Raw genomic sequence first — 24,605 nt, 5'->3', positions numbered from 1 at the left:
TTTGGCGGTGTGGGCGTCGATTACCGTTTTTGTGGTTAAAAGCCGTCAAGCTTCGTCATGCTCGCGTTACCGCGTCCGATTTCCCTGATTGGGGCGGGGTCGGGCCACTTTCCCGTAGAGAATCGCAATCTTTCATAAGCAGGAATGATTGTCATTTCTGCTCGGGAGAGATTAATCGTGAAACACGAAGATTCGTACGCGTTGAATTCATTGGCCGGGTCGTTGGCGGCCGCGGTGGCGGTCCCCGCGCTGTTCATCAGTCCCTATGCGATGGCGCAGTCCGGCGCCGGGCACGTCCCGCAGCTCGCGCCGGTCCAGGTGCAGGGCGAGACCTCGCCCTACCAGCCGGACAGCGTCCAGTCGCCCAAGATGACGGCGCCGCTGCTGGACACGCCGCGCTCGGTGCAGGTGGTGCCCAAGCAGGTCATGTCCGATCAGTCCGCGACATCGTTGCAGGACGTGCTGCAAAATTCGCCGGGCATTACCTTCGCGGCCGGCGAGGGCGGCCGCGCTGGCGGTGACCTGCCCATCATCCGCGGCCAGAACGCCGCCAGCAGCCTGTTCCTCGATGGCGTGCGTGACGTCAGCATGCAGGCGCGCGACACGTTCAACCTGGAACAGGTCGAGATCATCAAGGGGCCCGACTCGGTCTATGCCGGCCGGGGCGGCGCGGGCGGCAGCATCAACATGGTCAGCAAGGCGCCCAAGGCCAAGGATGCGATCGAAGCCACCGGCCAGATCGGCACGGATCACAATTATCGCGGCACCCTCGACAGCAACTGGCGCCTGGGCGAAAAGACGGCATTCCGCCTGAACGTCATGGGCTCCAAGGGCGACGTGCCGGGACGCGACAAGGCGGTGAACTTCGAGCGATGGGGCATGGCGCCGTCGCTGACGCTGGGGATGGGCACGCCGACCCGCATCACGCTCAGCTACTACCATTACCAGAACGACAGCATGCCGGACTACTCCATTCCGTATGACCCGCAGGTGGGACTGCCGGTCACGGAGACGCTTGGCATCAGCCGCAAGAATTTCTACGGCCTGGCCGGACGCGATTTCATGAAGACGCGCGACGATATGGCCACCGTTGACTTCGAGCACGATTTCTCCGATAAGCTCAAGCTGCGCAACGTGCTGCGATACGGCCATGAAACCGCCGACTATCTCGCCACCCAGCCCAACCTCACGCTCGCGAACCTGCCTGCCGGGATTGTGGACAGGCCGGCATATGGCAGGTATTTCGTCACCAAGGCGTTCACTAACCAGACCGATTTGAGCGGGGAGTTCCAAACGGGTGCGCTCAAGCACGGCTTTGACCTGGGCTTCGAATACAGCTCAGTCAAGCAGACCATGGCGAGAAACAACGACCAGGTCCTGGTGTCCGACGGTATTACGGCTTGCCCGGACGCGCTGGCGCATACCTCATTGCACAATCCCGATCCGAATGTGTCCTACCCTTGCCGTACCGCCCGCGGTCTGGCGGCTCCCTATGCCACCGACACCTTGGCGCTGTACGCCTTCGACACCATCAAGTTCGGCGAACACTGGCAGGCCAGTGGTGGGCTGCGCTGGGATAACTACCGCACCAGCGGCCGTCCTTCGGCGACGGAACACTACAGCCGCACCGACAATCTCGTGAACTATCAGCTGGGCCTGGTCTACAAGCCGGTGCCGGCAGGCACCCTCTACGCGAGCTATGGCACCGCGTCCACGCCCTCCGCGGTGGCGGGCACCACGGCTTCCGACATCTTGCGCAGAGACCGTGACGAGGCTGCGGCTCCGGAAAAGAGCCGCTCGATGGAGGCAGGCGTCAAATGGCAGATGTTCGACGAACGCTTGACGCTGTCGGGCGCGGTGTTTCATGACAGGCGCAAGAACACCAATGTCGAGGTGCTGCCGGGCGAATACGAGCAGGTGGGCCAGACCCGCGTGCGCGGGATCGAACTGGGCTTCTCGGGCGCCATCACGCCGGCCTGGAATGTCTATGGTGGTTATATCTTCATGGACAGCAAGCTGATCCGCGGCGGTCGCAGGGACGTCGGCGCCGAGGGCCAGGAGCTGCCGAATACGCCGCGCCACGCGTTCAGCCTGTGGTCTTCCTACAAGGTGCTGCCTGAACTGACGCTGGGCGGCGGCGCCTACTATGTCGCCAAGGCCTATGGCAACGCCGATGCGAGCGTCGCGGCGAACGGCGCGCCCAGGGCGCGCTGGGTGCCGTCATACTGGCGCTTCGACGTGATGGCCAAGTACAAGGTCAATCCCAGCCTGTCGGTACAACTCAACGTGATGAACCTGTTCGACCAGACCTTCTACACGCGGGCCCGGCCGAGCAACCATGCCGCGCTCGGGACGGGGCGGGCAGCCATGTTGTCTGTACGCCTTCGCTACTGAGCGGCGCGCACGATAGGCATTCCCGGCAATGCCGTTCATCCAGCCGGATGAACGGCATTTTTCATGGCGCGTTGTTTTGCGTGGCGGAACGTGCCACGCTCAGCTTTCAAACCAGTTCAGCACGCCGTCCAGCCCGGACACGTTCAGCGCGTAGCGCGTCTGCTGCCGTACCAGCGGCTTGGCGTGATACGCCACGGGGAAGCCCGCGGCCGCCAGCATCTTCAGGTCGTTGGCGCCGTCGCCCATGGCGATGATCTCTTCCTTGGTCGCGCCGTGGGTACGCGCGAACTCGCGCAGATAGACGGCCTTGGCGTCGGCATCGAGGATGTCGCCCAGCACGCGGCCAGTCAACACGCCGTTGTCGATCTCCAGCGTGTTGGCGTGCGCGCTGTCCAGCTTGAGGCGTTCGCGCAGGCGGTCGGTGAAGAAGGTGAAGCCGCCCGACACCAGCAGCACCTTGATGCCGGCGGCCTGGGCGGTGGTGATCAGGCGCTCGGCGCCCGGGTTCAGGCGCAGCTTGTCGGTGTAGACCTGCTCCAGGGCTTGCGCGGGCACGTCCTTGAGCAGCGCCACGCGGCGGCGCAGGCTTTCGGCGAAATCCTTGATCTCGCCGCGCATGGCCGCTTCGGTGATTTCGGAGACCTTGTCCTTGACGCCCGCCACGCCGGCGATCTCGTCGATGCACTCGATGTTGATCAGCGTCGAGTCCATGTCCATCGCCAGCACCTTGCAGTGCGCCAGCTTCAGGCCGGCCGGCACGAAGGCGGTGTCGATGCCGTGGCGCTCGGCCCAGGCCACCACGTCGGCGCGGGTCGCCTCGTCGTGCTGCACGTCGAGCAGGCGCGCGGCCGTGGCGCTGATACGGGCCACGCCTTGGGCCTGCGCCAGTGCGGCGAGCTGTTCGGCATGTTCGACCGTCAGGCCGGGGGATTGGACGACGAGGTGATGGATAGTCATAAAAATGCGAGGGTCGGGGGCGGGTTACTTCAAGGCGCGCAGCACAGCGCGTACGGCATCGGCACGGGCGGGGATCTGCGCTGCCTTGATCTCAACCCGCAATTTATCCTGTCCGGCGAGTTTGATGTGGCGTTGCCGCTGCACCAGTTCGATGATTCTGGCCGGATCGACACTGGTCTTGGGGCCGAATTGCAGCAGCGCCTGGGTTTCGCTGGCGTCGATCTTGATGATGCCCAGCGGTTGCGCGGCCAGGCGCAGGCGATGAGTGGCAAGCAGGGTCTGCGCCGCCTCCGGCAGCTTGCCGAAGCGATCGATCAGCTCTTCCTGGATCTGGATCAGGTCGTCCTCGTCGGCGGCGTGGGCCAGGCGCTTGTAGACGCTCAGGCGCGCGTGGACATCGGCGCAGTAGTCGGATGGCAGCAGCGCGGGCGCGTGCAGGTTGACTTCGCAGGCCAGGTTGAACGGCGCGTCCAGGTCCGGCTCTTCGCCGGCGCGCAGGGCGCGCACCGCTTCGTTGAGCATCTCGTTGTACATCGAGAAGCCCACTTCCTGGATGTTGCCGGACTGCGAGTCGCCCAGCACCTCGCCGGTGCCGCGGATCTCCAGGTCGTGCATGGCCAGGTAGAAGCCCGAGCCCAGTTCCTCCATGGCCTGGATTGCCTCCAGCCGCTTCTTGGCGTTGCTGGTGATGGCGTCCTCGCCCGGTGTCAGCAGGTAGGCGTAGGCCTGGTGATGCGAGCGGCCGACACGGCCGCGCAACTGGTGCAGCTGCGCCAGACCGAAGCGGTCGGCGCGGTGGATCACGATGGTGTTGGCGCTGGGCACGTCGATGCCGGTCTCGATGATGGTGGTGCACAGCAGCACGTTGTAGCGCTGCTGGTAGAAGCCCTTCATCACCTGTTCCAGGTCGCGCTCGGGCATCTGGCCGTGGGCCACCGCGATGCGGGCCTCGGGCACCAGCTCTTCGAGGCGGGCGCGGCGGTTGTGGATGGTCTCGACCTCGTTGTGCAGGAAGTAGCACTGGCCGCCGCGCTTGAGTTCGCGCAGCAGCGCCTCGCGCAGCGTGCTGCCGTCTTCGCGCCGCACAAAGGTCTTGATCGCCAGCCGTTTCTGCGGCGCCGTGGCAATGACCGAGAAGTCGCGGATACCTTCCAGCGACATGCCCAGCGTGCGCGGGATCGGCGTGGCGGTCAGGGTCAGCACGTCGACCTCGGCGCGCAGCGCCTTGAGCGCTTCCTTCTGGCGCACGCCGAAGCGGTGCTCTTCGTCGATGATGACCAGCCCGAGGCGCTTGAACTTCACATCCTTGGACAGGATCTTGTGAGTGCCGATGACGATGTCGACGCGGCCATCGTTGATGCCTTCGATGGCGGCGGCCACTTCCTTGGCCGAGCGGAAACGCGACAGCTCCACCACCCGCACCGGCCAGTCGGCGAAGCGGTCGGAGAAAGTCTGCGCGTGCTGCTCGGCCAGCAGCGTGGTGGGACAGAGCAGCGCGACCTGCTTGCCATTGGCCACCGCCAGGAAGGCGGCACGCAACGCCACTTCGGTCTTGCCGAAGCCGACGTCGCCGCACACCAGTCGGTCCATCGGCCGGCCCGAGGTCATGTCGGCAAGCACGGCCTCGATGGCGGCGGCCTGGTCGGCGGTTTCCTCGAAGCCGAAGCCTTCGGCGAAGGCCTGGTAATCGTTGAGCGGCAGGTTGAAGGCGAAGCCCTCGCGCGCCGCGCGCTGGGCATACAGCGCCAGCAGTTCGGCGGCGGTGTCGCGCACCTGCCTGGCGGCCTTGCGGCGCGCCTTGTCCCACTGGCCCGAGCCGAGCTGGTGCAGCGGCGCGGCTTCCGGATCCGCGCCGCTGTAGCGGGCGATCACGTGCAGTTGCGACACCGGCACGTACAGCGTGCTGCCGTTGGCGTATTCGAGATGCAGGAACTCCATCTCGCCTTCGCCCATGTCCATGTTGACCAGGCCATGGTAGCGGCCGATGCCGTGTTGCGCGTGGACCACCGGGTCGCCGGCGCGCAGTTCGGACAGGTCGCGCACCATCGCTTCGACGTTGCTGGCGCGCTCCTGGTCGCGCTTGCCGCGCCGGCCGGTGCTGGCCAGCCCCGGATAAAGGTCGTTCTCGGTCAGGAAGGCAAGGTTGGCCTGCGGCAGTTCGAAGCCCGTGCCCAGAGGCGCGGCGACGATGCCGAAGTGGGCGTCGGAGGCGAGGAAGGCTTCAATGCTGTCGGGCTGCGCGTCCGGCGTGACGCCGAACTCGTTGAGCATCTGTACCAGCGTTTCGCGGCGGCCGGCCGAATCGGCGCACAGCAGCACGCGGCCCTGCGGCGTGCCGACATGCGTGCGCAGCTTGGCGATCGGGTCGTCGGCGCGGCGCGCCACGCTGACGTCGGGCGCGGCGCGGAAGTCGGGATGCGGCTGGCCGGCAGTCAACGCCAGGCGGCGGAATTCCTTCAGGCGGGCATACAGCGCCTGCTCGTCCAGGAACAGTGCCGACGGCGGCAGCACCGGGCGTTCGCGGTCGCTTTTCAGGAAGCTGTAGCGGCTGCCGGTGTCCTGGTGAAAGCGCAGCATCGCGTCGTCGATGTCGCCGACGGTGACGGTGATGGCGTTGTCGGCCAGATAGTCGAACAGCGTCGCGGTCTCGTCGAAGAACAGCGGCAGGTAGTACTCGACCCCGGCAAACGGGATGCCGTTGCCGATGTCCTTGTAGGGCAGGGCGCGCGATGGATCGCCCTCGAACTCTTCGCGAAAGCGCGCGCGGAAGCGGTTGCGCGAGTCCTCGTCCATGGGGAATTCGCGCCCCGGCAGCAGTTGCACGTCGCGCACCGGATACAGGCTGCGCTGGGTGTCGACGTCGAAGCTGCGGATGGTCTCGATCTCGTCGTCGAACAGGTCGAGCCGGTAGGGCAGAGCCGATCCCATCGGGAACAGGTCGATCAGGCCGCCGCGCAGGCAGAATTCGCCCGGCGCGGTGACCTGGGTGACGTGGTTGTAGTTGGCCAGCGTCAGCTGCGCGCGCAGCGCCGCTTCGTCGAGCTTGTCCTTCTGCTTGAAGGAAAAGGTGTAGGCCGCCAGGAACGACGGCGGCGCCAGCCGGTACAGCGCGGTGGTGACCGGCACCGTCAGCACGTCCACCGTCTTCATCATCAGCGAATGCAGGGTGTGCAGGCGCTCGGAGATCAGGTCCTGGTGCGGCGAAAAGGCGTCGTACGGCAGCGTTTCCCAGTCGGGCAGCTGGCGCACGCGCAGGCCGGGCGCGAATAGCGCGATCTCTTCGGCCAGGCGCTGCGCCTCCAGCGGTTCGGCGGTCAGCACCACCAGCGGCGCGGCGGCCTGCCGGGCCAGGTCGGCCAGCAGCCAGGCGTCGCCCGAACCGGGCGGGCGCGGTTGAGCGTAGCGTGTGCCGGGCTTGAGCGCGGCGAGAGTAGGGGCGGTCGCGGGGACGGGCGGCGCTGCCGTGGCGGGGGAGGTGGGAGCGGGCATCAGGCTGGGAGCAGGCATCAAGCGGAAGATTATAAAATCACCGCACCATGTCTGACTCAATCATCGCAATCGTTCCCGCCGCTGGCGTCGGCGCCCGCGCCAGCCACCCCGGCGTCGAGAGCGTGCCCAAGCAATATCGTCCGTTGGCCGGACAGCCCATGCTGCGCCACGCCGTGACCGCGCTGCTGGCCGACGAGCGCGTGTCGCAGGTGCGCGTGGCGGTGACGCCCGGCGATGGCTGGGTCGATCAGGCGCTGGCGGGGCTGCCGCGCACCGTCTGGCGGGCCTGCGGCGGCGCCACCCGCGCCGATACCGTGGCCGGCGCCCTGGCCGAGAGCGGCGTGGCCGATGACACCTGGGTCCTGGTGCACGACGCGGCCCGTCCCGGCCTGCCGGCATCGGCGCTGGCGCGCTTGATCGACGCCTGCCTCGCGGATCCGGTCGGCGGTTTGCTGGCACTGCCGGTGGCCGACACCGTCAAGGCCGGCCACGAACGGGTCGAGCGCACCCTGGACCGCAACGGCCTGTGGCTCGCGCAGACGCCGCAGATGTTCCGCGCCGGGGCGCTGCGCGATGCACTGACGGCGGCCGCAGTCAGCGGCGCCGTGGTTACCGACGAAGCCTCGGCGATCGAGGCCGCGGGCTATGCTCCCCTGCTGGTGCCCGGCGCGATGCGCAATTTCAAAGTGACCTGGCCGGACGATTTCGAACTGATGGAAAAATGGCTATGAGTATTCCTTTTCGCGTCGGACAGGGTTTTGACGTGCACGCCCTGGTCGAGGGGCGGCCGCTGATCATCGGCGGCGTGACCATTCCGCACACCCACGGCCTGCTGGGCCATTCCGATGCCGATGTGCTGCTGCACGCCATCACCGACGCGTTACTGGGCGCCGCCGGCCTGGGCGACATTGGCCGCCATTTCCCCGATACCGACCCGGCCTTCAAGGGCGCCGACAGCCGCGTGCTGTTGCGCGAGGCCGTGGCGCGCGTGCGCCAGGCCGGCTGGGCGCCGGTCAACATCGACGCCACCGTACATGCCCAGGCCCCCAAGATCGGGCCGCACGCGCCGGCCATGGTGCGACACATCGCCGCCGATACCGGTCTGGCCGAAACCGAGGTCAACATCAAGGCCAAGACCAACGAGGGCCTGGGATACCTGGGCCGCAAGGAAGGCATTTCCGCCACGGTGGTGGCGCTGCTGGCACGCGCCTGAAACGCGGCTGGCGGCCTCTGCCGGAATCGATGGCGCGGTATTCACCGCGCTTTTTTTCGCGCGCCGGCGTTGTTTAACGCGCACAGATACATGTCCATAACAAATTAACAAACCGCAAAATAGGGCGGAAGCCGCGTGGCTGCTGCGGTTGGGCGTGGTTCCCGCGTCCTGTGGCGCGCGGGGGGCCGGAAACACCGGTGTTTTCGTCTTGCAGGTGAATTTGAACTGGAATATTCTGCCGCTACTTAACGCCTGGATAATAGGGACACCAAGATGCATGTACGTGGCGCTGCCTTGTTCTTGGCGCTTGCCGCCGTTGGTTCGCCTGCACATGCAGAATTCGAGCAGCAGCTCGGCCCGCTCTCGGGCGCGGTTCGCACGCAGATGCTGCAAGGCTGGACCGCCGGGGTCGAGGATGGCTGGTTCACGCTGCGCAACAAGGCCCTGGCCGGCAGCGAGCAGACGCTTTACCTGAAAGTCGGGCAGCCGCCGGAGACCGGCCGCATCACCGACGTGAATGTGGTCCTGAACTCAAAGAATCCCAAGGCATCCATTGGCCTGGCGCTGACCAACCGCGCGCGCAAGGGTCTGTGCCTGTTGGAACTCACGGCCGCCAAGCAGACCATCCTGTTCTGTCTGGACGGCGACAAGCGCCGCGATATCGCCAATGTGGCCAATGTGGCCAAGCTGGATGGCTCCGACCGCATCAAGGTGGTCGAGGTGCCGGGCGCGGCCCGCTTCATTGTCAATGGCCAGAAGATCGGCGATATCGAGAATGAACCCGCGCTGGGTTCCGAACTCGGCATCATGGCCTACGACGTCGGCACCTTCGGCATCGCCGACTTCGCCATCAATTCGAACATCGCTCCCGCCCAGGGTGGCAAGGCGGCCCAGGGCGGCAACGCTCCGCCACCACAGCCGCGCCCCCCCCAGGCGGCGCCGGATTCCGGCAGCAACAGCGGTTTGCCGGGCGCTGGCCCGTACCCGCGCTTCGGCGGCGATTCGCTGCGCATCGTGGCAGTCTACATCGGCATCATGCGCAGCATCTTCATGCATGAGTTCGGCCACGCCCTGATCGGCGAACTGGAACTGCCTTCGACCGGCGCCGAGGAAGACGCGGTCGATATCTATTCGGCGCTGCAGATCGTCGAGCCGACCATGTACCCGTCGAGCGACGAGGACACCAACGCCATGGCCCAGGGCGCGGCCAAGTACGCGGCCCTGCAGTGGTACTACAGCGGCAAGCTGGCCGAGGCCCGGGGCGCTGGCAATTCGCCCTGGCAGGATGAGCACACGGGCGATCTCAAGCGCTTCCGCAACATGCTGTGCATCATGTATGGCGGCAATCCGGGGGTGTTCGCTTCGCTGGTCGATCAGGTCGGGTTCGAAGATCGCACCAAAGCGCGTTGCGCCGATGAATTCACCAAGCAGAACCGGGCCTGGCGCCGCATCCTGGCGCCGCATACGCGCGTTGGCGCCTGGTCGCCCGACGGCCAACAGCCGGCGAACGCGCCCGGCGCGCCGGTGAACGTGACGTTCGAACCGTCATCGCGGCGTATCGGCAACCTGTTCGCCAACAATCTGTCCGACGCCATCACCACGAACATCAAGCTGCTCGGCCAGACCTACGTCTTGCCGCGGCCGGTGAATGTGGTCTTCAAGGATTGCGGCAAGCTCAACGCCTGGTACAGCCCGCGCGAAGGCTCGATCACGATGTGCTACGAGTTGATCGAGAACATCGCGGTGATGATCTCCGACATCGAGATGGGCACGGTCGGCGGCGAGCCCAAGCAGGCCGGAGCGCCGCAGCGGCAGGTGCCGCAGCCGCCGCCGCGCCAACAGGCGCCGGCGGGCCAGCCGCAACGCGCGCCGGGCGGGGGCTTCGACGAACTGCAGGACAGCGGCGTGCCGCCGACTACCTTGCTGTTCTCGGCGCCCTACAAGGGGCCGACGCCGACCACGCATCCGCGGGCCAAAGTGATCACCACCAAGGACGTGGTGGCCTTGCTGACCGACGAAAAGAACAAGAATTTCCTGGTGATCGACACCAGCGGGCAGCGCGAAACCATCCCCGGGGCCTTCCCGCTGAGCGATGCCGGCTCGGATGGCAGCATCACCGACCAGATGCAGGAAGCGTTCGATGGCTGGCTGCACAAGAAGGCGGGCACCGAGAAAGAACACAATGTGCCCTTGATCATCCTGGGGGCCGGCATGAATGACCGTTCGGCCTATAACGCCGCGTTGCGCGCCGGGATGATGGGTTGGCCGGTCTATTGGTATCGCGGCGGCCTGGAGGCATGGGTGGCCAATGGTCTGCCGACCAAGGCCGTCAAATCCCAGGGGCAATAGCGGGGCTGTCTCCAGCAAAAAGCCCGCTTGCGTGAGCAAGCGGGCTTTCTTCATGGCCCCGCGGCAGGGCCGGCCGCGGCGGGCTTACTTGCCCTGGGCGGCCAGCGCCAGGGCGGCGGCGTTGACCACCGAAGCGATGCGGCCGGCGTCGCGCAGTTGTTCCGTGGACAGGCCGTCCTTCTTCAGGTTCTCGTAGTGCGACGCCACGCAGAAGTGGCACTTGCCGATGATGGAGGCCACCAGGGCGAACAGCTCGAAGCGCTTCTTTTCCACGCCGCCGTGGGTAGCGTAGGCATTCATGCGCAACTGCGCCGGCAGGCTCTTCAACTGGGCGTCGCCGGTCATTTCGACGTACGGGTACCAGGTGTTGTTCATGCCCATGAGCGCAGAAGCGGTCAGCGCGGCATTGGCGTCGGCTTCCGACAGGCCGCTCTTGAAGGCGTCGACCAGCACCGGGCTGCGCGCGGCGTAGGCGGCCGACAGGGCTGCGCCGACGGCGTCTTCCGGGGCCAGGGTCGAGCGGGCAATCACGGCGTCCAGATTCAGGCGGATGTCCTTGGCCCAATCCGGCAGTTGTTCCTTAATGGTCGTCAGAAATTCCATAGTTTTTACCTATAATCTAGCGCAGTTAAAGCCCGGCGAAGGACCTGTGGACAGGTCCCCGGCCGGGCTGGAATTTACAGCGTGGCGCCGCCAACCGTACGGTTGCACGGGCACAGCTCGTCGGTTTGCAGGCCGTCGAGCAGACGCAGCACTTCTTCCGGGTTACGGCCGACGTTCAGGTTGTTCACCGAAACGTGCTGGATGGTGTTGTCCGGGTCGACGATGAAGGTGGCGCGCAGGGCAACGCCCGCCCCTTTCTCGCGCACGCCCAGCTGGTCGATCAGGGCGCCGGTGGTGTCGCCGAACTGGTAGTGACCCAGCTTGTTCAGGTCCGGGTGCTCACGGCGCCAGGCCAGCTTGACGAACTCGTTGTCGCTCGAGCCACCCAGCAGGACGGCATCGCGGTCCTCGAAATCCTTGGCCAGCTTGTTGAAGCCGACGATTTCGGTGGGGCACACGAACGTGAAGTCCTTCGGGTAGAAGTAGATCACCTTCCACTTGCCGGGGAACGAGCTTTCGGTGATGTCTTCGAAAGCCGAGACGCCATTTTCTTCGTGCTGGTTGAAGCCGGGCTTGACGCCGGTAACCTTGAAGGGCTCGAGTTTGTCGCCAACAGTTTTCATGTTTACTCCCAGTAGTTGTTGGTGGAATTAAGGCTGTGCCTCAAACCATAAATTCTACGCTATGGATTATCGTTGTCTAATTGATAATTCCTAAACTTCGCTTTGGGCAACTCTATGCGGGCGGTCAGGCCGCCGCCCTCGCGCGGCAGCATGCGCAGGGCGCCGCCGACATGCTTGAGCAGGCGCTCGACGATGGCCAGGCCCAGGCCGGCGCCGCTGACGCCGGTGCGCGCGGCCTCGCCGCGCGAGAAGGGCCGCAGCAGCCGGTCGACGTCCTCGGGGGCGATGCCGGGACCGCGGTCGGACACCTCGATGATGATCATGCCGCCCTCGGCTTGCAATGTCATGACCAGGTGGGCCATGCCATCGGGCGAGCGGCCATAGCGGCGCGCGTTCTCGATCAGGTTGCTGACGATGCGTTTGAGGTCCAGCGCCGTGATACGCGCGCGCAGGCCTGGCTCGAGCGTGGCTTCCAGTTCGCCGCCGAGTGACGAGGTATGGCTGCGCTCGCGTTCATACAGTTCGGCCAGCACCGCGGAGATGTCGGTCGCCAGTTGCGGCAGGGTGCCGGCGGGGCGGGCGTACTCCATCAATTGGCCGATGCTGTGGTCGATCTGGCCCAGATCTTCGTCGATGGCCTGGCGCGCGTCCTCGGATACGCCGCTCAGCTCGATTTCCAGGCGCATGCGCGCCAGCGGCGTGCGCAGGTCGTGGGAAATGCCCGCCAACATCAGTTCGCGGTCGGCTTCGGCCTGCCGCAGGTCCTTGGCCATGCGGTTGAAGGAGGCGTTCAGGTCGCGGATTTCCAGCGGCCCCTGCTCGGGCAGGGCCGCCGGGGTCTCGCCGCGCGACAGCACCTGGGCGGCCCGCGCCAGGCGCGACAGCGGCCGGTTGACGAAGCCGACGCTGACCGCCGCACCCACCAGGGACAGCAGCAGCGCCGTGGCGCCCCATCCCAGCCATTCGATGCCGCCCGTCAGCCCGATTTGCTCGCGCTCGAACACCAGCCAATATAGGTCTTTCTCGATCTGGAAACTCACCCAGAAGCCGGGCACCTGATTCACGCCCCAGGCGATCTGGGTTTCCGGGCCGAAGCGCGTGCGGATGTGCTGGGCCACGCGCTGCCAGTAATCGTCGTCGGGCAGGGCTTCGGCGAAGTCGGTGACCTCGCGCGGATAGACCTGGATGCCTTCGTTGGTGGCCAGGTCGAGCAGCAGCTTGCTGCGTTCGTCGTTGTGGGAATAGATCAGCGCGGTGCGCGTGATATTGACGGCCGTGATCACCCGCTGCGCCATCTGGTTGGCGCGCGGTCCCAGCTCCATGCTGAAGAAGACTTGTAGCCACGCCCCCAGGCTGACCAGCATCAGGGCAGCCAGCAGCAGGAACGTACGGCCGAACAAGCCGAGCCGCAGACGTGACGTCAGGTTCCTGAAGGTTTTGCGCAAGCGGGGCACGAGGCTGCGCTCCTGCCCGGGGCGGGCGTATCGATCAACTGCCACCGTCCGGCACAAACACGTATCCGAGGCCCCAGACGGTCTGGATGAATACGGGCTTGGACGGGTTCGGCTCGATCAGCTTGCGCAGGCGCGAAATCTGTACGTCGAGGCTGCGGTCGAAGGCTTCGTATTCGCGGCCGCGGGCCAGCTCCATGAGCTTGTCGCGCGACAGGGGAATCTTCGGATGGCGCGCAAACACCTTGAGCACGGAGAATTCGCCGGTCGTGATCGGCACCTGCTCGCCATTGCGGGTGAGGGTGCGGGTCGACAGGTTCAGCACGTAGGGGCCGAAGGCGATCGATTCGTTTTCCTGGCTGGGGGCGCCGGGATGTTCCTCGGTGCCGCGGCGGCGCAGGATCGCATTGATCCGGGCCAGCAGCTCACGGGGATTGAACGGCTTGGACAGGTAGTCGTCCGCGCCCATCTCGAGGCCGACGATGCGGTCGATCTCTTCCGCCTTGGCCGTCAGCATGATGATGGGGGTATTGTCGTGGCCACCGCGCAGCCGGCGGCAGATGGACAGGCCATCCTCGCCGGGCAGCATCAGATCCAGCACGAGCAGGTCGAAATGCTCCCGTTGCCAGAGTTTGCCCATCTCTTTGGCGTCTTCGGCGACGAAAACGTTGAATCCCTGCTCGGACAGATACCGGCGCAGCAGATCGCGCAAGCGCGGATCATCGTCGACGACGAGGATTTTTCGGGTGGGGGTGGTGTTTTGCGTATTCATGGCCGGAAATGTAACAGTGACAAGAACCAGCGGCTAGTGGGCGTTCACAAGATATTACACATTGCGAACCATGGTTGAAATCCCCCTTACATACGGGGGAACCGCCCCGGTATTTCGTACAATCTGCACCTATGGAACTAAACCTGCTGGCTCTGGAAACCTCTTCGTCGCGGTGCGGCGTGGCCCTTTTGCGCGCCTCGGGCGGCCGGCTGGAGGTCGCGGTGCGCGAGCACGAGGGCTCCCAGGAGCACGCGGAACGTCTTTTGCCCATGGCCAACGAATTGCTGGCGCAGGCCGGGCTGGCGCCGGACGCCTTGCAGGCGGTGGCGTTCGGCCAGGGACCGGGCGGCTTCACCGGGCTGCGGGTGGCCTGCGGCGTGGCCCAGGGCATGGCCATGGGCCTGGGGATCCCGGTATTGCCGGTGGTGTCGCACCAAGCCGTGGCGGCCCAGGCGGAAGGCTCGCCGGCGCAGGCCATCGTGGTGGCACTGGACGCTCGCATGAATGAAGTCTACCTGGCGGTTTATCGCCCGGACGTCGACGCCGCGGGTGAGCCCGCCTGGGACACGCTGCAGGCGCCCCTGCTGATCGCGGCGGACGAGGTGGTGGCCTGGACGGCGCATCATCTGCCGGCCTGGTCACGGGCCGCCGGCCGGCCACTGACGCCATTGCTGGCGGGCGACGCCTGGGACGCCTATGCCGCCCAGATGCCGGTTCCGGCCGGGTGGCGCCGCGCCAGCGCGGCCCTGCGGCCCGAGGCCGCCAGTGTGGCGCGCCTGGCCAGCCAGGCCTGGCTGCGTGGCCAGGCCCTGCCGCCGGAGCAGGCCGCGCCGCTTTATGTGCGCGACAAGGTCGCGTTCACGACCGCTGAACGCCTGCGCGGGGAGGGGGGTAATCCCAAGGCGCAATCGACGCTGGCGCCCGTGGCGCCGCAGGGGTTGACCGATGCCGACCTGGACGAGGTGGTGGCCCTGGAGGCCAACGTCCAGTCCTTCCCCTGGACCCGCGGCAATTTCGCCGACGCGCTGGCGGCCGGCTATGGCGCCTGGACATTACGTCGCGATGGCCGGCTGGCGGGATTCTGTATCTTGATGTTCGCGCCCGACGTGGCCCACCTGCTGGTGATCGCCGTGGCGCGCGACCTGCACCGCCAGGGCCTGGGCAGCATTTTGCTGGATTGGTGCGAGCAGCAGGCGCGCGAGCGCAGCCTGGACGGCGTGTTGCTCGAGGTGCGGCCTTCCAATACGGCCGCGGTCGAGTTCTACAAGGCCCGTGGCTATTTGCAGATCGGCCTGCGGCGCGGTTATTACCCGGCCGAGCGGGGCGGGCGCGAGGATGCGCTGGTGATGCAGAAGCGCCTGGACGGACCCGTCGCAGCCGCGTCTCAGGGGGCGGCAGCGTGACGGCGCCGCATTCCACGCCGGCTTCGGCCGCGCCGCGCGTCAATCCGCTGCAGCGCCTGTGGCTGCGCGAGCTGGGCATGGAGCGCCTGTGGCTGCGGCCGGCCCCCCCGGCGGTCGCCGCGCCGGCGCCGCAAGTGCCTGTCCTGAAACAGGATTTTTCGACGCCGCCGGCCGCGGTGGCGCCGGTGCCGGACGCCGTGCCGGCGCCGACCGACACGCTCCGTCCGGCGGGCCCTGGCCTGCGCAACGGTCCTCCCCCCAAGCCGGCGCCCAAGGCCGAGGCCGCCGTGGAGGCCGCCCCTGCGCCGATGCCGGTGGCCATGGCGGTCAAGCACGCCAACCTCGACGAATTGCGCGAGCAGGTGGTGGCCTGCACCGCCTGCGGCCTGTGCGGCGGTCGCCGCCACGCCGTGTTCGGCCATGGCGGCCAGCCCACGCGCTGGCTGGTGGTGGGCGAGGCGCCGGGAGAACAGGAGGACCGGCAGGGCCAGCCCTTCGTTGGCCGTTCCGGCCAGTTGCTCGATGCGATGCTGTCGGCCGTGGGCATGAGCCGCGAGCGCGACGTGTTCATCGCCAACGTGATCAAGTGCCGGCCGCCCGGCAACCGCAATCCCAAACCCGAGGAAATCGCCGCCTGCAGTCCCTACCTGATGCGCCAGATCGCGCTGCTCAAGCCGGAGCGCATCCTGGTGCTGGGCCGGTTCGCGGCCCAGACACTGCTGGGCACCGATGCCACCATTGGCAGCCTGCGCGGCCGCGTGCACCAGATGAAGACGGACGAGGGGCGCGAGATTCCGGTGATCGTGAGCTATCACCCGGCTTATCTGTTGCGCAGCCCGGCGGAAAAGGCGCGTGCCTGGCAAGACCTGAAGCTGGCCGCGCGGGTATGAAAAGGCCCGCCGGGTGGCGGGCCTGGGCATTGCCGGACGGCGAGACGCCTTCAGTGCGGGGTTGAATCCAGCGCGTGACCGTGGCCTTCCTGGCCAATCTGATCATGCAGCTCGGGGTTGTCGGCCAGATTGCGCTTGCTCCAGCGCATGAACACCACCATCAGTACGGCCACCACGGTGCCGAAGATCACGATGATGATGTTGATGGGCAGTTGCAGCCACAGCAGCAGCGTGTACATGGCCACCATCAGCAGGATGTTGAGCTGCTCGTTGAAATTCTGCACGGCGATCGAATGGCCGGCCGACAGCAGCACGTGGCCGCGGTGCTGCAGCAGCGCATTCATGGGCACCACGAAGAAGCCTGCCAGCCCGCCGGTGATCAGCAACAGCAGGTAGACGCTCCAGGGCGAATAGACCATGGGCATCAGCAGCACCACCAGGCCCATGGCGGCGCCGACCGGCAGCACCGACAGCGCGCGGCGCAGCGGGATGCGGCCAGCCAGGATCGACCCCACCACGGTGCCCAGGGCGGCCACGCCCATCAGCATCGAGGCCTTGTCCAGTTGGTAGCCCAGGTGGCTGCGGCCCCATTCGATGACGATCAGTTGCAGCGTCGCGCCGGCGCCCCAGAACAGGGTGGTGACGGCCAGGGAGATCTGGCCCAGCTTGTCCTTCCAGAGCACGCGGACGTAGCCCCAGAAGGTGCGCACCAGCTTGACCGGGTTCTTCTGCTGCGGCGGATAGCGCACGTGGGTGTGCGGGATCAGCAGGTTGCACAGCGCCGCCAGCAGGTAGACGAAGGCGATCACCAGGATGGCGGCCTCGGCTGGCGTATGCACCAGCTTGCCGATGAAGGAATGTTGCAGCAGCGCGGTCGAGACCGTGGTGGAGATCAGCAGTCCGCCCAGCACCGTGCCCAGGATGATGGAGAAGACGGTCAGGCCCTCGATCCAGCTGTTGCCTTTGACCAGCATGGTGGGGGGCAGCATTTCCGTGACGATGCCGTACTTGGCCGGCGAGTAGGCCGCCGCGCCGATGCCCACCACGCCGTAGGCGGCGCAGACCAGGTAGGTCTGGTACTGCGAGGCGATGCCGAGGCTCGCATAGGAGAACATCAGCAGGCAGCCGGCGACTTTCAGGGCGTTGGTCGAGAACATCACGCGGCCCTTGGGATAGGAGTCGGCGATGGCGCCGACGAAAGCCGCCAGCACCACGTACGCCAGGGCGAAGGACCATTTCATGATCGGGGCCAGCCAGTCGGGGCCGTGCAGTTCCTGGATCAAGGCGATCGCCGCGATGAATAGCGCGTTGTCCGCCAATGACGAGAAGGCCTGCGCGGCCATGACCAGATAGAAACCTCGTTTCAAGAATGTCCCCGTACTTTGACCTGAGCCCGGTCGGTCTGCGTGAAAATTATGCGTCTTGCGAAAAAGTGTCAGCGAGTATAGCCCGTGGCGCAGGTAGGGCTATTCAGCGTTTGCCCGTGGGTTGAGGCGTGTCATGCGGCCGGGGGGCTGGGACGGGGCCGCCTGCGGGCTTGACCGTTGTTCACGTTTGGGGACAGACTGCCTGCGGTATCATACGATCCATCCCCATGCCGGCCCTTCAGGGGCCGGTTTGCAATGTGTGCGGCAGGTCCGTTAACGCCTTTCGTTCAACCCACCCCGTCGTCATCGTACTGTGCGTCTCACTCAGCTCAAACTCGCCGGCTTCAAGTCCTTCGTCGACCCCACCGTGATTCCCGTGCCCAGCCAACTGGTGGGCGTGGTGGGGCCCAATGGCTGCGGCAAATCCAACATCATCGACGCGGTGCGCTGGGTGCTGGGCGAGGCCAAGGCTTCGGAGTTGCGCGGCGAGTCGATGCAGGACGTCATCTTCAACGGCTCGGGCAACCGCAAGCCGGCGGCCCGGGCGTCGGTCGAAATGGTGTTCGACAACAGCGAAGGCCGAGCCGCCGGGCAATGGAGCACCTACGCCGAGATCGCCGTGCGCCGCGTGCTGACGCGCGACGGCACCAGCAGCTATTTCGTCAACAACCAGCAGGTCCGCCGCCGCGACATCCACGACATCTTCCTGGGCACTGGCCTGGGCGCGCGCGGCTACGCCATCATCGGCCAGGGCATGATCAACCGGCTGATCGAGGCGCGCCCCGAGGAACTGCGGGTGTTCCTGGAAGAGGCCGCCGGCGTGTCGCGCTACAAGGAACGCCGCCGCGAAACCGAAAACCGCCTGTCCGACACGCGCGAGAACCTGACCCGGGTCGAAGACATCCTGCGCGAACTGAACAGCCAGCTGGAAAAGCTGGAGGCCCAGGCCGAGGTCGCCACGCGCTACCGCGAGCTGCAGGCCGACGGCGAAAAGAAGCAGCATGCGCTGTGGTTCCTGAAGGAAACCGGCGCGCGTGAAGAACGCGCCAGGAAGGCCCAGGAAATGGCCCAGGCCCAGAACGAGCTGGAAGCCGCCATCGCCGGCCTGCGGGCCGGCGAGGCCGCGCTCGAATCCCGGCGCCAGGCCCATTACGCCGCCAGCGATGCGGTCCATACCGCCCAGGGCGCGCTGTACGAGGCCAACGCCCAGGTCAGCCGCCTGGAGGCCGAGATCCGCCACGTGGTGGATTCGCGCAACCGCCTGCAGGCGCGCCGCGACCAGTTGCAGCAGCAGATCGCCGAATGGACCAGCCAGCGTGAACACTGCGCCGAGCAGATCGCGCAGGCCGAGGAAGACCTGGCCGCTGGCGCCGCCCGCACCGAAGAGGCGCGGGCCGCCGCCGAGGACGCCCAGGCCGCCTTGCCCGCTGTCGAACAACGCGTGCGCGAAGCTGCCTCCGGCCGCGACGAGATGCGCGCCGCGCTGGCCCGCGTGGAACAGAACCTGGCCCTGGTGGCCCAGACCCAACGCGATGCCGACCGCCAACTGCAGGCCCTGGAGCAGCGCCGCGAGCGCCTGCAGCAGGAACTGCGCGAATTGCACAGCCCCGATCCGGTGCGCCTGGAACAACTGGCCGGCGACCGCGTCGCCGGCGAGGAGCAGCTCGAACAGGCCCAGGAAGAGCTGGCCGCCCTCGAGGGCAAGGTGCCGGAGGCCGACGCCGAGCGCAGCCGCGCCCAGGCGGCCGCCCAGACCGATGCGCAGAACCTCGCGCGTCTGGAGGCTCGCCTGTCGGCGCTGGTGAAGCTGCAAGAGGATGTGCAGAAGCAGGGCGCGCTGGAGCCGTGGCTGGCCAAGCACGAACTGGCCGGCCTGACGCGCCTGTGGCAGAAGCTGCACATCGAGCCCGGCTGGGAAACCGCGCTGGAAGCCGCCCTGCGCGAGCGCATGGCCTCGCTCGAGGTGCGCAGCCTGGACTGGGCCCGCGCCTTCTCCGACGATGCGCCGCCGGCCCGCCTGGCCTTCTACCAACTGCCGCCCGCGGCGCCCGCCCCGGCGGCGCCGGCCGGCCTGACGCCGCTGGCCAGCCTGCTGCGCATCACCGATCCGGACCTGCGCACGCTGCTTAACGAATGGCTGGGCGGCATCTATACCGCGACCGATCTGGCCCAGGCCCTGGCCACCCGCGCCAGCCTGCCCGCAGGCGCCGCCTGCGTGGTCAAGGCCGGCCACCTGGTGGATGCGCACAGCGTGCGTTTCTACGCGCCGGATTCCGAACAGGCCGGTCTGTTGGCGCGCCAGCAGGAAATCGAGAACCTGCAGCGCGAGATCAAGGCCCAGCAACTGATCACGGATCAGGCCCGCGCCGCCGTGGCCCGCGCCGAAGTGGCCTGGCAGCAGGTGACCCAGGCGATCGCGCCGGCGCGCCAGCGGGTCGCCGAAGTGACCCGCCGGGTGCATGACATCCAACTCGAACATTCGCGCCTGCAGCAGCAGGCCGAGCAGTCCGGCCAGCACGCCGCGCGCCTGCGCCAGGATCTCGAAGAGATCTCGGCGCACGAGGAAGACCTGCGCGCCACCCGCGAAGAGGCCGAGGCCCGCTTCGAGGCGCTGGACGAGGAACTGGCCGAGCATCAATCGCGGTTCGCCGACGCCGAAATGGACGGCGAGACCCTGGCCGCCCAGGCCGAGGCCGCCCGCGCCCGCCTGCGCGAACTTGAGCGCGCCGCCCAGGAAGCCGAGTTCGCCGAGCGCGCGATCCAGGTCCGCATCACCGACCTGCAGCGCAACCAGCAGTTGGCGGCCGACCAGAGCCAGCGCGGCAGCGTCGAACTCGAACAATTGTTGGCCGACCTGGTCGACCTGGACGCCTCCGCGTCCCAGGCCGGCCTGCAGGACGCGCTGGAAGTTCGCGCCGAGCGTGAAGACGCGCTGGCGCGCGCGCGCCAGGAGATGGAAAACCTGGCGGCGCTGCTGCGCGGCGCCGACGAAGACCGCCTGCAACAAGAGCGCACGCTCGAGCCGCGCCGCGCCCGCATCACCGAATTGCAGTTGCAGGAGCAGGCCGCGCGCCTGGCCGAGGAACAATTCACCGAGCAGCTCGATGCCCGCGAGGTCGACCGCGAGGCCCTGGCTCAGGATCTGGCCAATCAGCCCGACGAATGGCGCCGCGCCAACTGGCTGCAATCGGAAGTCACCCGCATCTCGCGCCAGATCGAGTCGCTCGGTTCGGTCAACCTGGCCGCGCTGGATGAACTGAACACCTCGCGCGAGCGCAAGGGGTTCCTGGACGACCAGCACGCAGACCTGATGACCGCCATCGAGACGCTGGAAGACGCGATCCGCAAGATCGACCGCGAAACCCGCGAACTGCTGCAAGAGACCTTCAACGTCGTCAACGGCCATTTTGGCGAGCTGTTCCCCAAGCTGTTCGGCGGTGGCGAGGCCAAGCTGACCATGACCGGCGAGGAAATCCTCGACGCCGGCGTGCAGGTCATGGCGCAGCCGCCAGGCAAGCGCAACAGCACCATCCACCTGCTGTCGGGGGGCGAGAAAGCGCTGACGGCCACCGCGCTGGTGTTCGCGCTATTCAAGCTCAACCCGGCCCCGTTCTGCCTGCTGGACGAGGTGGACGCGCCGCTCGATGACGCCAATACCGAGCGCTACGCCAACCTGGTCGCCAACATGAGCGAGCAGACCCAATTCCTGTTCATCTCGCACAACAAGATCGCGATGCAGATGGCCAAGCAACTGGTGGGCGTGACCATGCAAGAGCAAGGGGTTTCGCGTATCGTTGCGGTAGACATAGATTCGGCCGTCCAGATGATGGCCTCCGAAGCGGCATAAACCCAATATTCAGAATGGCGCCGGCTTCATGGCGCGGGATTTACACATGAGTGATTTGCAGATCGGGCTGATTGCCCTGGGCGTCTTGCTGATACTGCTGGTGCTGGGCTTCAACTGGTGGCAGGACCGCCGTGTCCGCCGCAAGATGCAGACCCATTTCCCCACCACCGAGCAGGACCCGCTGCTGGGCGCGGACGCGGCGCAGGCTGGCAGCGCGCCCGCGCGCCGCGAACCGGGCATGGGCGACGCGCCCAAGGCGCACCCCGAGCAACCCCGGCCGGTCGATCCGGGCAGTGACGCCGATGACGCCGAGGAACCCGATCCCGCCTGCGAAGTGGTCATCGAGGTCAATTTCGCCGAGCCGGTGCGGGGCGCCGATCTGCTGCCCTACCTGCAGAGCCTGCGCCAGGTGGGCCGCAAGCCCATGCGCGTGTTCGCCGAAACCGACCAGCGCCGCCACCGCGCGCGCCTGCACGGCGGCGAGTCCTATGCGTCGATGCAGCTGGCCGTGCTGCTGGCCAATCGCAGTGGCCCGCTGACCGCCATCGAATGGTCGCAGGCCTGGGCCCGCGCCCAGGATCTGGCCGAACGCTTCGATGCCACCATCGAGGGCCCCGACCAGCAGGCCGTCCTGGAACAGGCGGCGCGCCTGGATGACACCTGCGCCGCCCTGGACACCCAGGTTGGCCTGACCCTGCTGCTGGGTGCCGCCCAGCCGGCCGCCGAAGTGTTGAGCGTGGCGCGCGACGCCGGTTTCGTCGCCGATGGCAGCCGCCTGGCCTGGCCCGCCGAGAACGGCGTGGCCCGCTTCACGCTGGCGCGCGCCGATGGCGCCGCCTTCGACGCCGGCATGGGCGGCGTCGAGCGCCTGTACCTGCTGTTGGACGTGCCCTGCAGCCCGGCCGACAGCCGCGCCTTCGGCCGCATGGTCGATGTGGGTCGCGAACTGTCGGCGCGCCTGCGCGCCGACCTGGTCGACGACCAGGGCAAACCGCTGGCCGAAGGCTCGGAAAGCGTCATCGACGAACGGCTGCAAGTGCTGTTCGGCCTGCTCGAACAGGCTGGCCTGCCCGCCGGCAGCGAACGCGCCCAGCGGGTGTTTGCATAATGAGCAAGGCCGCAGGGACCCGCGCGGCGGAAACCGCGGCACGGCTGCGCGCGGAAATCGAGCAGCACAACGTCCGCTATTACGTCTACGACGACCCGTCGGTCTCCGACGCCGAATACGACCGCCTGATGCGCGAACTCCAGGATCTGGAGGCCGCGCATCCCGAACTGGTCACGCCCGAGTCGCCCACCCAGCGGGTGGGCGCGGCGCCGGTTGCGGCCTTCGGCAGCGTGCGCCATGCGGTGCCGATGCTGTCGCTGGGCAATGCTTTCGACGAAGAGGGCGTGGTGGCGTTCGATCGCCGCGTCACCGATACGCTGCGCGGCGCGGGCCTGCTGGGCCCGGCGCAGCAGGCGGAGTACTTCTGTGAACTGAAGCTCGACGGCCTGGCGATCAGCCTGCGTTACGAGAACGGCCGCCTGGTGCAGGCCGCCACCCGTGGCGACGGCCAGACCGGGGAGGACGTCACCTCCAATATCCGCACCATCAAGGCGATTCCGCTGCAGTTGAGCGGCGCGGCGCCCGAGGTGCTGGAGGTGCGCGGCGAGGTGCTGATGAACCGCGCCGATTTCGAGAAGCTCAACGCGGCCCAGGCCAAGCGCGACGAGAAAGTATTCGTGAATCCGCGCAATGCGGCCGCCGGCAGCCTGCGCCAGCTCGACCCGCGTATTACCGCCAAGCGGCCGTTGCGCTTTTTCGCCTACGGCTGGGGTGAAGTGCGTGGCCTGCCGGGCACGCAGAGCGGCCTGTTCGACGAAGCCACGGCGGGCGCGGCGGATGCTTCGACCCTGCCCGAGACATCGCACGGCGCCATGCTCGACTGGCTGGCCTCGCTGGGCCTGCCGGTCAATGTCCGGCACAATCATCGCGCCAGCGGCGCAGAGGGCCTGATGGCCTTCTACGCCAAGGTCGGCGCCTTGCGTCCCGAGCTGCCTTACGACATCGATGGCGTGGTCTACAAGGTGGACTCGCTGCCGGCGCAGAAGCTGCTGGGCTTCGTGGCGCGCGCGCCGCGCTTCGCGCTGGCGCACAAATTCCCGGCCGAAGAGGCCACCACCACGCTGCTGGACATCGAGGTGCAGGTCGGCCGCACCGGCGCTATCACGCCGGTCGCCCGGCTCAAGCCGGTGTTCGTGGGCGGGGTGACTGTCACCAATGCCACGCTGCACAACGAAGACGAAATCCGCCGCAAAGACGTGCGCATCGGCGACACGGTCATCGTGCGCCGCGCCGGTGACGTGATTCCGGAAGTCGTGAGCGCGGTGCTCGACAAGCGCCCTGCGGATGCGCGCGAATTCGTCATGCCCAAGGCCTGCCCGGTCTGTGGCTCGGCGATCGAGCGCCTGGAAGACGAAACCATCGCCCGCTGCACCGGCGGCCTGTTCTGTGCGGCGCAACGCAAGCAGACCTTATGGCATGCCGCCAGCCGCAAGGCGCTCGACATCGAAGGACTGGGCGAGAAGTTGGTCGAACAACTGGTGGACAGCGGTCGCGTCAAGTCGCTGGCCGACCTGTTCGGCCTGCGCCCGCTCGAACTGGTCGGGCTGGACCGCATGGGCCAGAAGTCGGCCGACAATCTGGTCGAGGCCATCGACAAGGCGCGCGCGCCGGCGCTGGGGCGCCTGCTGTTCGCGCTCGGCATCCGTCACGTGGGCGAGACCACCGCGCGCGACGTCGCCCGGCATTTCGGCAGCATCGAAGCCATCATGGACGCCGACGAGGACGCGCTGTCGTCGGTGCCGGACGTGGGGCCGGTGGTGGCGGGCTCGATCCGCCGCTTCTTCGCCGAGCAGCACAACCGTGACGTGATCGAACAGCTCAAGGCGCAGGGGGTGCATCCGGTAGCCGAGGCGGTGCCGCAGGACACCACGCTGGCCGGCAAGACTTTCGTGCTGACCGGCACGCTGCCGAACTGGACGCGCGAGGAAGCCTCCATGCGCATCCAGGCCGCCGGCGGCAAGGTCAGCGGCTCGGTGTCCAAAAAGACCGCCTATCTGGTGGCCGGCGAGGATGCCGGCAGCAAACTCACCAAGGCCCAGGAACTGGGCGTCACGGTGCTCGACGAGGACGGGCTGAAGGCGCTGCTGGGCGCGTCCTGATCGCGCCTGGCGCATCGCTCCCTGGCCCTGTCGAACAGGC

General features: G+C 67.1%; 16 protein-coding genes. 9 read left to right on the top strand and 7 right to left on the bottom strand.

The genetic code is table 11. From position 1 onward, the window contains the following. Positions 1-144: 144 nt before the first annotated feature. Positions 145-2,394 (top strand): TonB-dependent receptor, encoded by a 2,250-nt coding sequence (locus tag K2W61_RS02110; protein ID WP_175133038.1) that lies wholly within the window; start codon positions 145-147, stop codon positions 2,392-2,394. Between the two features lie 99 nt (positions 2,395-2,493). Here the strand turns inward: K2W61_RS02110 and serB are convergent, their stop codons facing one another. Continuing rightward, positions 2,494-3,351, bottom strand: a complete 858-nt coding sequence (gene serB / locus K2W61_RS02105; protein ID WP_175133039.1) for a phosphoserine phosphatase SerB — start codon at positions 3,349-3,351, stop codon at positions 2,494-2,496. A 24-nt stretch (positions 3,352-3,375) separates the two neighbouring features. Then, complete coding sequence (gene mfd / locus K2W61_RS02100) at positions 3,376-6,840, bottom strand: transcription-repair coupling factor (RefSeq protein ID WP_419761629.1); 3,465 nt, start codon at positions 6,838-6,840, stop codon at positions 3,376-3,378. Positions 6,841-6,887: 47 nt separating this feature from the next. On the opposite strand from mfd, the gene ispD reads away from it, so the two are divergent. From ispD to K2W61_RS02085, 3 genes are all read left to right on the top strand, one after another. After that, complete coding sequence (gene ispD, locus K2W61_RS02095; protein WP_175133041.1) at positions 6,888-7,571, top strand: 2-C-methyl-D-erythritol 4-phosphate cytidylyltransferase; 684 nt, start codon at positions 6,888-6,890, stop codon at positions 7,569-7,571. Then, positions 7,568-8,053: a 2-C-methyl-D-erythritol 2,4-cyclodiphosphate synthase gene (gene ispF / locus K2W61_RS02090; RefSeq protein ID WP_175133042.1), complete on the top strand. Its 486-nt coding sequence runs from the start codon at positions 7,568-7,570 to the stop codon at positions 8,051-8,053. The genes ispD and ispF overlap by 4 nt, the downstream gene beginning before the upstream one ends. 273 nt (positions 8,054-8,326) lie before the next feature. Continuing rightward, on the top strand, positions 8,327-10,402 hold the full coding sequence (locus tag K2W61_RS02085; RefSeq protein WP_175140881.1) for a DUF4344 domain-containing metallopeptidase: 2,076 nt from the start codon (positions 8,327-8,329) through the stop codon (positions 10,400-10,402). Positions 10,403-10,486: 84 nt separating this feature from the next. On the opposite strand, the gene K2W61_RS02080 is transcribed toward K2W61_RS02085, so the two are convergent. From K2W61_RS02080 to risA, 4 genes are all read right to left on the bottom strand, one after another. Continuing rightward, on the bottom strand, positions 10,487-11,005 hold the full coding sequence (locus K2W61_RS02080) for a carboxymuconolactone decarboxylase family protein (protein ID WP_175133044.1): 519 nt from the start codon (positions 11,003-11,005) through the stop codon (positions 10,487-10,489). A 74-nt stretch (positions 11,006-11,079) separates the two neighbouring features. Beyond that, the gene (locus K2W61_RS02075; RefSeq protein ID WP_006389231.1) at positions 11,080-11,628 is read right to left on the bottom strand and encodes a peroxiredoxin; all 549 of its coding nucleotides are present in this window, start codon (positions 11,626-11,628) and stop codon (positions 11,080-11,082) included. A 59-nt stretch (positions 11,629-11,687) separates the two neighbouring features. Next, on the bottom strand, positions 11,688-13,082 hold the full coding sequence (gene risS, locus K2W61_RS02070; protein WP_175133045.1) for a sensor histidine kinase RisS: 1,395 nt from the start codon (positions 13,080-13,082) through the stop codon (positions 11,688-11,690). Between the two features lie 34 nt (positions 13,083-13,116). Beyond that, positions 13,117-13,851, bottom strand: a complete 735-nt coding sequence (risA, locus tag K2W61_RS02065) for a response regulator transcription factor RisA (RefSeq protein ID WP_003813882.1) — start codon at positions 13,849-13,851, stop codon at positions 13,117-13,119. 131 nt (positions 13,852-13,982) lie between these two features. Between risA and tsaB the strand changes: the two genes are divergently transcribed. Both tsaB and K2W61_RS02055 read left to right on the top strand, forming a co-directional pair. Beyond that, complete coding sequence (gene tsaB / locus K2W61_RS02060) at positions 13,983-15,254, top strand: tRNA (adenosine(37)-N6)-threonylcarbamoyltransferase complex dimerization subunit type 1 TsaB (RefSeq protein WP_175133046.1); 1,272 nt, start codon at positions 13,983-13,985, stop codon at positions 15,252-15,254. After that, positions 15,251-16,144 (top strand): uracil-DNA glycosylase, encoded by an 894-nt coding sequence (locus K2W61_RS02055; RefSeq protein ID WP_236754987.1) that lies wholly within the window; start codon positions 15,251-15,253, stop codon positions 16,142-16,144. The genes tsaB and K2W61_RS02055 overlap by 4 nt, the downstream gene beginning before the upstream one ends. A gap of 50 nt (positions 16,145-16,194) precedes the next feature. Here K2W61_RS02055 and lplT read toward each other — a convergent pair whose 3' ends face one another. Continuing rightward, the gene (lplT, locus tag K2W61_RS02050) at positions 16,195-17,511 is read right to left on the bottom strand and encodes a lysophospholipid transporter LplT (RefSeq protein ID WP_175133048.1); all 1,317 of its coding nucleotides are present in this window, start codon (positions 17,509-17,511) and stop codon (positions 16,195-16,197) included. A 313-nt stretch (positions 17,512-17,824) separates the two neighbouring features. On the opposite strand from lplT, the gene smc reads away from it, so the two are divergent. The 3 genes from smc to ligA are packed head-to-tail and all read left to right on the top strand — an operon-like array spanning position 17,825 to position 24,565. After that, positions 17,825-21,358: a chromosome segregation protein SMC gene (smc, locus tag K2W61_RS02045; RefSeq protein WP_236754986.1), complete on the top strand. Its 3,534-nt coding sequence runs from the start codon at positions 17,825-17,827 to the stop codon at positions 21,356-21,358. A 46-nt stretch (positions 21,359-21,404) separates the two neighbouring features. Continuing rightward, entirely contained in the window at positions 21,405-22,466 is a 1,062-nt protein-coding gene (locus K2W61_RS02040) for a cell division protein ZipA C-terminal FtsZ-binding domain-containing protein (protein WP_236754985.1), read from the top strand. Then, entirely contained in the window at positions 22,466-24,565 is a 2,100-nt protein-coding gene (ligA, locus tag K2W61_RS02035; protein WP_175133051.1) for an NAD-dependent DNA ligase LigA, read from the top strand. Before K2W61_RS02040 ends, ligA begins: the two co-directional genes overlap by 1 nt. Positions 24,566-24,605: the final 40 nt, after the last annotated feature.

This window comes from Achromobacter pulmonis (genome assembly GCF_021733725.1).
Taxonomy (GTDB): domain Bacteria; phylum Pseudomonadota; class Gammaproteobacteria; order Burkholderiales; family Burkholderiaceae_B; genus Achromobacter; species Achromobacter pulmonis.
The sequence above is the reverse complement of the archived record's forward strand: the minus strand, read 5'-3'. Positions and strand labels throughout refer to the sequence as shown.